General features: G+C 45.5%; 11 protein-coding genes and 1 pseudogene. 4 read left to right on the forward strand and 8 right to left on the reverse strand.

Features of this window, described 5'->3' with window-relative positions:
• The 4 genes and pseudogenes from KIH43_RS07020 to KIH43_RS07035 all read right to left on the reverse strand — a co-directional run.
• Window positions 1–268, reverse strand: a pseudogene (locus KIH43_RS07020) (hypothetical protein); the annotation flags it as partial.
• Complete coding sequence (locus KIH43_RS07025) at window positions 261–596, reverse strand: hypothetical protein (RefSeq protein ID WP_297719187.1); 336 nt, start codon at window positions 594–596, stop codon at window positions 261–263. The pseudogene KIH43_RS07020 and the gene KIH43_RS07025, both read right to left, overlap by 8 nt.
• Complete coding sequence (locus KIH43_RS07030) at window positions 593–1,219, reverse strand: hypothetical protein (RefSeq protein WP_297719190.1); 627 nt, start codon at window positions 1,217–1,219, stop codon at window positions 593–595. Before KIH43_RS07030 ends, KIH43_RS07025 begins: the two co-directional genes overlap by 4 nt.
• Window positions 1,161–1,493, reverse strand: coding sequence for a hypothetical protein (locus KIH43_RS07035; RefSeq protein ID WP_297719193.1), 333 nt, complete (start codon window positions 1,491–1,493; stop codon window positions 1,161–1,163). The genes KIH43_RS07030 and KIH43_RS07035 overlap by 59 nt, the downstream gene beginning before the upstream one ends.
• 122 nt (window positions 1,494–1,615) lie before the next feature.
• Between KIH43_RS07035 and ribBA the strand changes: the two genes are divergently transcribed.
• The 4 genes from ribBA (at window position 1,616) to KIH43_RS07055 (ending at window position 5,407) form a co-directional block, all read left to right on the forward strand.
• Entirely contained in the window at window positions 1,616–2,761 is a 1,146-nt protein-coding gene (ribBA, locus tag KIH43_RS07040; RefSeq protein WP_297719196.1) for a bifunctional 3,4-dihydroxy-2-butanone-4-phosphate synthase/GTP cyclohydrolase II, read from the forward strand.
• Between the two features lie 5 nt (window positions 2,762–2,766).
• Window positions 2,767–3,279: a 6,7-dimethyl-8-ribityllumazine synthase gene (ribH, locus tag KIH43_RS07045; protein WP_297719198.1), complete on the forward strand. Its 513-nt coding sequence runs from the start codon at window positions 2,767–2,769 to the stop codon at window positions 3,277–3,279.
• A 7-nt stretch (window positions 3,280–3,286) separates the two neighbouring features.
• Complete coding sequence (gene nusB / locus KIH43_RS07050) at window positions 3,287–3,808, forward strand: transcription antitermination factor NusB (RefSeq protein ID WP_296970589.1); 522 nt, start codon at window positions 3,287–3,289, stop codon at window positions 3,806–3,808.
• Window positions 3,809–3,928: 120 nt separating this feature from the next.
• Window positions 3,929–5,407: an NAD-dependent succinate-semialdehyde dehydrogenase gene (locus KIH43_RS07055; RefSeq protein ID WP_297719202.1), complete on the forward strand. Its 1,479-nt coding sequence runs from the start codon at window positions 3,929–3,931 to the stop codon at window positions 5,405–5,407.
• An 11-nt stretch (window positions 5,408–5,418) separates the two neighbouring features.
• On the opposite strand, the gene trmB is transcribed toward KIH43_RS07055, so the two are convergent.
• The 4 genes from trmB to KIH43_RS07075 are packed head-to-tail and all read right to left on the reverse strand — an operon-like array spanning window position 5,419 to window position 8,532.
• On the reverse strand, window positions 5,419–6,234 hold the full coding sequence (trmB, locus tag KIH43_RS07060) for a tRNA (guanosine(46)-N7)-methyltransferase TrmB (RefSeq protein ID WP_297719204.1): 816 nt from the start codon (window positions 6,232–6,234) through the stop codon (window positions 5,419–5,421).
• Between the two features lies 1 nt (window position 6,235).
• Window positions 6,236–7,171: a UDP-glucuronic acid decarboxylase family protein gene (locus tag KIH43_RS07065; protein WP_297719207.1), complete on the reverse strand. Its 936-nt coding sequence runs from the start codon at window positions 7,169–7,171 to the stop codon at window positions 6,236–6,238.
• 48 nt (window positions 7,172–7,219) lie between these two features.
• Complete coding sequence (locus KIH43_RS07070; protein WP_296970405.1) at window positions 7,220–7,675, reverse strand: DUF2721 domain-containing protein; 456 nt, start codon at window positions 7,673–7,675, stop codon at window positions 7,220–7,222.
• 35 nt (window positions 7,676–7,710) lie between these two features.
• Complete coding sequence (locus KIH43_RS07075; RefSeq protein WP_297719209.1) at window positions 7,711–8,532, reverse strand: undecaprenyl-diphosphate phosphatase; 822 nt, start codon at window positions 8,530–8,532, stop codon at window positions 7,711–7,713.
• Window positions 8,533–8,536 lie beyond the last annotated feature (4 nt).

Consider the following 8,536-nt stretch of genomic DNA (forward strand, 5'->3'; position numbering starts at 1 on the left):
CACTTGTGATGACCCAACCACCATTCCAGTCTTGATGATTGCGTGGCAGCATCTGCACTGGCTCACCCAAATATAGCGCTTGGTTGCGCGCAAAATTGGCATGCATCACCCATTTTCTGGAAATGACCTCCAATTGCCGCAACGCTACTTGCTCCTGCAAACGGGCAATTGTGAAAGCCAAAACAATAGCCATCATCAGTAGCACTACCATGAGCTCAAGTAATGTGCCGCCAAATTGGCTTGATAGATGTGAGCCAGACTTACTCAAATGTTTGTCGCCAATTTAAACGTTGTGCTGAATCCGTTTGGGGATCAACATACACATGCACCTCCACACCAGGCTTTTGTTTACTAGAAATTTTCCAGACATGATTGCCCATATCCTGATAGATACAGTTAGAGTCAGAAATATTTCTATTTACTCTCTGTGCTAAATATTGCTCGCACTCAACAATAGCCTTCTCTGCAGAGAAAAATTGTTCATGCGCATCAGTCAACGCTTTTAATTCAATCAAAGACTGTGTCGTCAGGCTTTCTAGCTGCTTAATTAACGCGGAGCAGAGCAATATCAGGGATAGTACCCAAGTCAAAATCACAACAGATTCCGAGTAGAAAAGCTACGCTCTACATCCAAATGAATCTGTTGCCCATCGGTCATTTGCAATTCAATGCGGTAAAGCTTTTGAGGGCTAGAAGTACCGCCAGCCATGGGTTTTAGCTCTTCGATGCGCAGATGATGAATACCATTCATCAATGTCGTATTTTGTAAGCGCCCCTGACGATCAAGAGATTGGCAGATGAGCGCACCTCCACTGACTCTCGCACCCTTAGGCAACCCTGCCGGATGATCCAAACGAAAACCCTGAAATGCCAAGCCATGACGCGTGCGATCTGGTGTGAGCATGTTACCAATGCAATCCATATCACCCGCTTCAGAAATTCCATGCTTCACCTGCAAACTATCCGAACCACGATAGCCCGAATTTTTCTCAATATGAATCAATGGATGTTGGTTTGGTTGATTTAATTTATTCGTTTTTACATTCCGACGAACATCATGAATATGGGTGTATCCCGCCATTCGAATCGCCCTACCTATCAGTTCTAAAGCTCTCTCGCCATCTGCCATCAATATTTGCTTTTTTTCGCACTCCATTTGCTTAGCGAGTAATTTTGTGGTGTTGAGAAGTAATGGATTGAGGATGATGAGGCTGATCATGAGACCGATCAGACAATCGAGAAGCAGCATATGTAGACTCGCTTTTTACGTTTAGACGCAGATGTTCTTGGTTTTCAAAAGCATCTGATTTTTTTCTAAGGCTCACTTTTTGCGCATGCAACTGACTATGGCGCAATACAAGACGTTGATAGATTTCATATTGAACGAACCAGACTCCAGTGACCAAGATGATGGCGAATAAGACTTCCAGTAAAACGAAGCCTTTATCAAGCTTGCGATCTTTTGGAATAGGGCATGGGTGATGGGAGAGCACGAGCCATTTTCAACAGGCTACTGGCTGATGAAAAGATGCCTTTTTACCTTTGGCTGTAGGAAAGCTTGGTCTTGGCTATCAGACTTCACCCTATTTCCCCGCTCAGCTTAAAATAGAGCGCTATGCCCCATTCCCTTGCCACCACCCAAGAAATCATTGCCGAGCTAGCTGCTGGGCGCATGGTCATCTTGGTCGATGAAGAAGATCGCGAAAACGAAGGTGATCTCGTCTTGGCTGCCGACCATGTCAGCGCAGAAGCCATCAACTTTATGGCTAAACACGGTCGCGGGCTCATTTGCTTGACGCTAACAAAAGAGCGTTGCCAACAACTCAATCTTCCATTGATGGTCAGAGATAACGGTACCTCTATGGGTACCAATTTCACGGTATCGATTGAGGCTGCACAAGGAGTCACCACCGGCATCTCTGCCGCGGATCGTGCTCTCACCATTCAGACTGCGGTTGCACCAAAGGCAAAACCAAGCGATTTAGTACAACCGGGTCATATTTTTCCATTGATGGCTCAACCTGGTGGCGTATTGATTCGCTCAGGCCACACAGAAGCGGGTTGCGATTTAGCAGCGATGGCAGGATGCACACCTGCTGCAGTGATCTGCGAAATCATGAAAGACGATGGCAGCATGGCTCGTCTACCAGACTTGCTAGAGTTTGCTAAAGAACATCAACTCAAAATTGGCAGCATTGCAGATTTAATTCAATATCGAAGCCAACACGAAAGTATTGTGGTTCGTGAAGGTGAACGCGAATTTTTAACACCCTGGGGCACCTTTCAGGGAATCATTTATCGCGATAAACCAAGCTCCTGCATTCATATTGCTTTGATGCATGGGAACCCTAAAGAAAGCCAAGAAACCTTAGTGCGGGTTCATGAGCCTGTAACCGCTTTGGATTTTTTAGAATCCCAAATAAGCACCCACTCCTGGCCGTTAGCTGCAGCGCTGGAGCAGATCGCACAATCTTCGGCTGGCGTTGCCGTTCTCTTAAATGCCTCTGGAGTAGCATCACCCACAGATGCAGACTGGTTGACACAATTTCATAAACTCAATGGATCTGTGGACCAAAGCGCTCCTAATGCGCAGCGTAAAACAGACTTCAGAAGTTATGGCATCGGCGCGCAAATCCTCAAAGATCTTGGCGTTGGAAAAATGCGCTTACTTGCCAACCCTAGTCCTGTGCCTAGTCTTTCTGGTTACAAACTGGAAGTCACTGGCTATGCACCCTATCAATCTACTCAATTAAAAAAGTAAACATCATGACCAACACAAATTCTGGTGCTGTAGGTGTCTTAGAAGTAGATCTGAATGGGCAAGACCTACGTATTGGTATTGTTCAAGCACGCTTTAATGAGGATCACTGCACAGCCTTAACCCACGCCTGCATTACTGAGCTCATCGCCCTTGGTGTTGCTCAAGAGGACATTAAATTGGTGACTGTTCCTGGTGCATTAGAGATTCCATTTGCCTTACAAAAAATGGCACAGACCGGTGAGTTTGATGGCTTAGTCGCTTTGGGTGCAGTGATTCGTGGCGAAACCTATCACTTTGAATTAGTTTCCAATGAATCTGCTGCAGGCATCACTCGCATTTGCCTAGAGTCAGGATTACCGATTGCCAATGGCGTTCTCACTTGTGACACCGATGAACAAGCGCAAGTACGTGTTCAGGTAAAGGGTGCTGACTGCGCCAAAGCCGTAGTAGAAATGGCAAATCTTGCCCTTGCACTCACCCCTGATATCGATATTGAGGTGCATCCACATCAGCAGTAAATTAGATATGAATAAAACTCCTGCCAATTCTCTTCATCCTCAAGCACAAAAAATGGTCAAGACCAATGAAACGAGTGCGCCAAAGCGCTCCTTAACGCCTCGTCGTCGTGCCCGTGAATATGCGCTTCAGGGGGTTTATCAAAGCCTAGTTTTACGCCGCGCAGGTAGCCTCCCGAATAAAACGGCGATTGCTAAACAGTTATCTGAAGACCCCGCATTTCGTCGCTGCCAGCTAGATTTGTTTCAAGGAATTTTTGATGGGGTTTTGGATCGTGCCGATGAATTTGAAGCGTTAATCACGCCTGCACTAGATCGCCCGATCAACGAACTCTCACCGGTTGAGCATGCCGCCCTATTAATTGGTACCTATGAGTTAGCTGCAGACTTATCGGTTCCCTATAAAGTAGCCATCAATGAAGCCGTAGAGTTAGCCAAAACTTTTGGCGGCACGGATGGGCATAAATATGTCAACGGCGTGCTCGATCTACTCGCGCAAAAACTGCGCAGCGCAGAAGTCCAAGCCGGCTAATTTTTTCTCATGGGGTTTTGTCCCTAGTGAATCAATATTGGCTCTGCTGCAAAGAGTGCGTTTTGAGGAATAAAATGGATTAGTTGATATCTCAAGCCAACCCACCCTCAAAAGATCACTATGCAAACAACGGATATTCGCAAACTTTTAAAAGATCCCAGTCTTTTTAAGGAAGAAGCCTACATTGATGGTCAGTGGGTAACAGCCAGTAATAAAGCTACCTTTGCAGTCAATAATCCTGCCACCCATGAAGTAATCGCACAAGTAACTAACCTTAGTACAAGCGATGCGGAAAAAGCAATTGCTGCAGCAAATAAAGCTTTTCCAAAGTGGTGCGATAAAACTTCTAAAGAACGCGCCAATTTGATGCGCAAATGGTTTGATCTCATTTTGCAAAACAAAGATGATTTAGCGGTGTTAATGACCCTTGAACAAGGCAAGCCCCTAACAGAATCTGCTGGCGAGGTGTTGTATGGTGCCTCATTTATTGAATGGTTTGCTGAAGAAGCAAAGCGAGTTACAGGAACAATTCCGAGCACCGTTTGGAGCGATAAACGCTTCATGGTTCTCAAGCAACCCATTGGCGTATGTGTTGCGATCACTCCCTGGAACTTTCCTAATGCCATGATCACTCGTAAGATTGCGCCAGCGATGGCGGCAGGTTGTGCCATTGTGATTAAACCTGCTGAGCAGACACCTCTTTCCGCTCTTGCACTAGCTGAGCTTGCGAGCAGAGCAGGCATTCCTAATGGTGTCATGAATATTCTGACTGCTGATGCTGATCATTCTATTGAGATTGGTAAAACACTCTGCGCTTCCCCTGTAGTGCGCCACTTATCATTTACTGGATCTACTGAAGTGGGTCGCATCTTAATGACGCAATGCGCCCCCACGATTAAAAAATTAGGCTTAGAACTTGGTGGACATGCACCTTTCATCGTCTTTGAAGACGCCGATGTGGATGCCGCTGTTGAGGGCGCCATTGCCTCGAAATATCGCAATGCTGGACAAACCTGCGTATGCGCCAATCGTATTTATGTTCATAAAAGCATTCAAAGCACTTTCGTAGAAAAACTCAGTAACGCCGTACAAAAGCTTCGCGTGGGAAATGGTATGGAAGCAGGAGTAACTCAGGGCCCTCTGATAGATCAGAGTGCATTCGAAAAAGTTCAGCGCCATATTGCAGATGCGCTTAGTAAAGGAGCCAAGCTAGTGACTGGTGGTAAGCCTTCTCCTTTGGGCGGCACATTCTTTGAACCCACAGTGTTAGCTGATGTTACTAGCGAAATGCTGATTAGCTATGAAGAGACATTCGGTCCAGTTGCCCCCATTATTCCCTTTGAAAGTGATGATGAGGTCATCGCTTTAGCAAACAATAGCCAGTTTGGTCTTGCCTCTTACTTCTATAGCCGAGATATTGGTCGTGTTTGGAAGGTTGCTGAGGCCTTGGATTACGGCATTGTGGGCGTCAACAGCGGCATCATTTCTAATGAGGTTGCACCCTTTGGTGGCGTCAAACAGTCCGGCTTAGGGCGAGAAGGTAGCATCTTTGGTATGGATGAATACCTTGAGCTCAAATACGTTTGTATTGCCCTGTAATTCCTAGTTTCTTAGCGTTTTCTGTACAACAAATCCCAAACACCGTGGCCAAGCTTCACGCCACGGTTTTCAAACTTGGTTGTAGGCCGATAAGCTGGACGCTCAACATAGCCACAATGGCGATTGCTAAGTTGCTCTAATGTAGGCTTAAATTCATTAACCGTCTTTGCCGCAGCCTCTCCAAGGTCCGGCGCTGGTGCAATGTCAGCATGACTAAAAGTTTCAATACTCACCATTTGTGTCGAAGTATTTTGCAAAAAGGGTTCTGCATTCAGCACCAATAACATCTGCTCTGCATAGTTATGCCAATCCGTCGCAAGATGCAGATAGCCACCCGATTTAAGTCGCGAGGCAAGCAGCTTTACAAATTTTTCTTGAATGAGACGTCGCTTGTGATGACGTTTTTTATGCCAGGGATCAGCAAAATAAATATGAATGCCATCAAGCGAATCAGGCGCAATCATTTGCTCTAAGACCTCAACCGCATCATGCCGAATCAGTCGTAAATTACTGAGTTGTTGTTCACCAATCAGTTTCAGTAATGCACCCACCCCAGGTGGATGAACCTCAATTGCTAAGAAATCTTCGTCAGCACGTAAAGCTGCAATCTTGGCGGTGGTCTCTCCCATACCAAAACCAATTTCTAGAATTTTAGGTTTGGTAGATCCCGCAAATGCAGTCTGCAAATCTAATGTTTGATTCTGAAACGGAATAAGAAACTGGGGGCCGAGTTCATCAAGTGCGCGCTGCTGACCAGCAGTCACCCTTCCAGCCCGAAGAACAAAAGAACGTATGGGCGAAGCACGCCCACCAGTGTGCGAAGACAAACTAAGCTAGAACTTTCTTGAAATATGCAATGGTCTCTTTAAGGCCGTCTTCCAAATTCACTCTTGGCTCCCAACCCAGTTTTGCTATGGCTAATTCAATATTGGGCTGACGCTGCTTTGGATCGTCTGACGGTAATGGCTCAAAAACCAATTTTGATTTACTTCCAGAGAGGCGAAGGACATTTTCTGCCAGCTGCAACATAGTGAACTCACCAGGATTGCCAGTATTGACTGGACCTGTAAATCCTTTTTCAGAATTCATCATCCGCACAAAAGCTTCAATCAAATCATCGACATAACAAAAGCTTCTGGTCTGCTGGCCGTCACCATAAATCGTGATGTCTTTACCCTGTAGTGCTTGCACAATAAAATTGCTGACGACTCGGCCATCGTTTGGATTCATGCGAGGGCCATAGGTATTAAATATACGCACAACTTTAATATCTAAACCATGCTGACGATAGTAGTCAAAAAATAGAGTTTCGGCGCAGCGCTTACCTTCGTCATAGCAAGAGCGAATACCGATCGGATTGACTCTACCCCAATACTCTTCTGGCTGTGGATGCACTTCAGGATCGCCATACACCTCACTTGTAGAAGCCTGCAAAATTCTGGCCCTTGTACGCTTTGCTAAACCTAGCATATTGATAGCGCCATGAACACTGGTTTTCGTGGTTTGCACAGGATCGTATTGATAATGCACTGGTGAAGCTGGACAAGCTAAGTTGTAGATTTGATTCGTTTCCACATATAGCGGAAAAGTCACATCATGACGCATAACTTCTAGGCGACTATCACCCAATAAATGGGCTAAATTCTGCTTCGAGCCAGTAAAAAAGTTATCAACGACTAAAACTTCATTGCCATCTTTGAGAAGTCGTTCAGTTAGGTGCGAACCTAAGAAACCGGCGCCGCCAGTAATCAAGATTTTGTTCATATGGGGTCTTTAATTAATAAGTCACTCAATTTTAACTGTGAATCTACCCTACCTAGCAGGAGAATCCCAGCCAGCCGAGCGATAGGCAAACACAACCTCACCCAAAATAATGCTCAATGAGGTCATAAACGATAACAATCCCAAAACAAAGGTCCAAATAACATAAGTTGTCTGCAAAGCACGTACAGCGCCCGTTTGAAAGAAAAAGAGCTCTAGCACCGTTAAGGAAATAAAAATTCCGCTTAATACATCGAAGAATATGGCTGCCGTGCAGAGTCTGCCGCGCATTTTTGCCTCATTTGCCTCCACAATGAAGTGTTGCTTTGCTGAGTCAGAAATGGGGTCCCCAGAGTGAATGATCTTTTGTATGGCACGCATACGGTCCACCGATCTAGCTAGGCGCGCTGAAATCGCATTAAGCAATGTGGCTACAGCGGTTAACAAAAAAACGGGAGCAAGGGCTAGCTGAATATTATTGGTGATTGCATCAATGGATACATCCATAGCATTTCCATTTCTTCAAAATCGAATACAAAAAATTAATGGGACCAGGCAATGAGGCCTGTGTAAGAAGTAAATAAAATCAAGAGGCCAAAAGCGATGCGATACCAAGCAAATGGTTTGAAATTGTGATGCGCAACATAATGCAGTAACCAACGTACGCAGATAAACGCGGAAATAAAAGCCGCCACAAAGCCAATACCTATGGCTAGACCATATTCTCCTGAAATTGTGACTGGCGACTTCCACAATTTAAAAGACTCATACAGGGTCGCTGCACCAATCACAGGAATGGCCAAGAAAAAAGAAAACTCTGTTGCTACTGCGCGCGGCAGTCCAAATAACATTCCACCAATAATCGTTGCCCCAGAACGCGAGGTACCCGGTACCAACGCAGCACACTGCGCAATACCGACCTTTAAGGCATCCCATGGTGACAAATCATCCACCGATTGAATGTGGCTTTTTGTATTCGATGACTGCGTTTGCTGACGTCGCTCTGCCCAAAAAATAATGAATGCACCCACAATAAATGCAGTCGCAACCGGAATGGGAGCAAAAAGCACAGCTTTAATGTGTTTGCCAAATACAAAAGCTAATGCCATCGCAGGCACCGACGCAATCACGAGGTTCAACAAAAAACGTTGCGATAACTTGTTGCTACCTATTGAACCCAAAACCGACCAAAGCTTGGCTCGAAATTCCCAGCAGACTGCCAAAATGGCGCCGAACTGAATAATGACCTCGAAGGCTTTGCCGCGCTCATCATTAAAGTTCAGCAAATCCCCAACCAAAATAAGATGCCCAGTACTAGAGATAGGCAAAAACTCGGTCAACCCCTCCACCTGTCTCTTATACACATCT

Origin of the sequence: Polynucleobacter sp., from assembly GCF_018500155.2 — a bacterium.
Taxonomy (GTDB): Bacteria; Pseudomonadota; Gammaproteobacteria; order Burkholderiales; family Burkholderiaceae; genus Polynucleobacter.

Excerpts from the sequence above, each read along its gene's own strand:
- ribBA (WP_297719196.1), top strand. The coding sequence starts at position 1,616 with ATGCCCCATTCCCTTGCCACCACCCAAGAAATCATTGCCGAGCTAGCT.
- KIH43_RS07070 (WP_296970405.1), bottom strand. The coding sequence starts at position 7,675 with ATGGATGTATCCATTGATGCAATCACCAATAATATTCAGCTAGCCCTT.
- KIH43_RS07055 (WP_297719202.1), top strand. The coding sequence starts at position 3,929 with ATGCAAACAACGGATATTCGCAAACTTTTAAAAGATCCCAGTCTTTTT.
- nusB (WP_296970589.1), top strand. The coding sequence starts at position 3,287 with ATGAATAAAACTCCTGCCAATTCTCTTCATCCTCAAGCACAAAAAATG.
- ribH (WP_297719198.1), top strand. The coding sequence starts at position 2,767 with ATGACCAACACAAATTCTGGTGCTGTAGGTGTCTTAGAAGTAGATCTG.
- KIH43_RS07030 (WP_297719190.1), bottom strand. The coding sequence starts at position 1,219 with ATGATCAGCCTCATCATCCTCAATCCATTACTTCTCAACACCACAAAA.
- KIH43_RS07065 (WP_297719207.1), bottom strand. The coding sequence starts at position 7,171 with ATGAACAAAATCTTGATTACTGGCGGCGCCGGTTTCTTAGGTTCGCAC.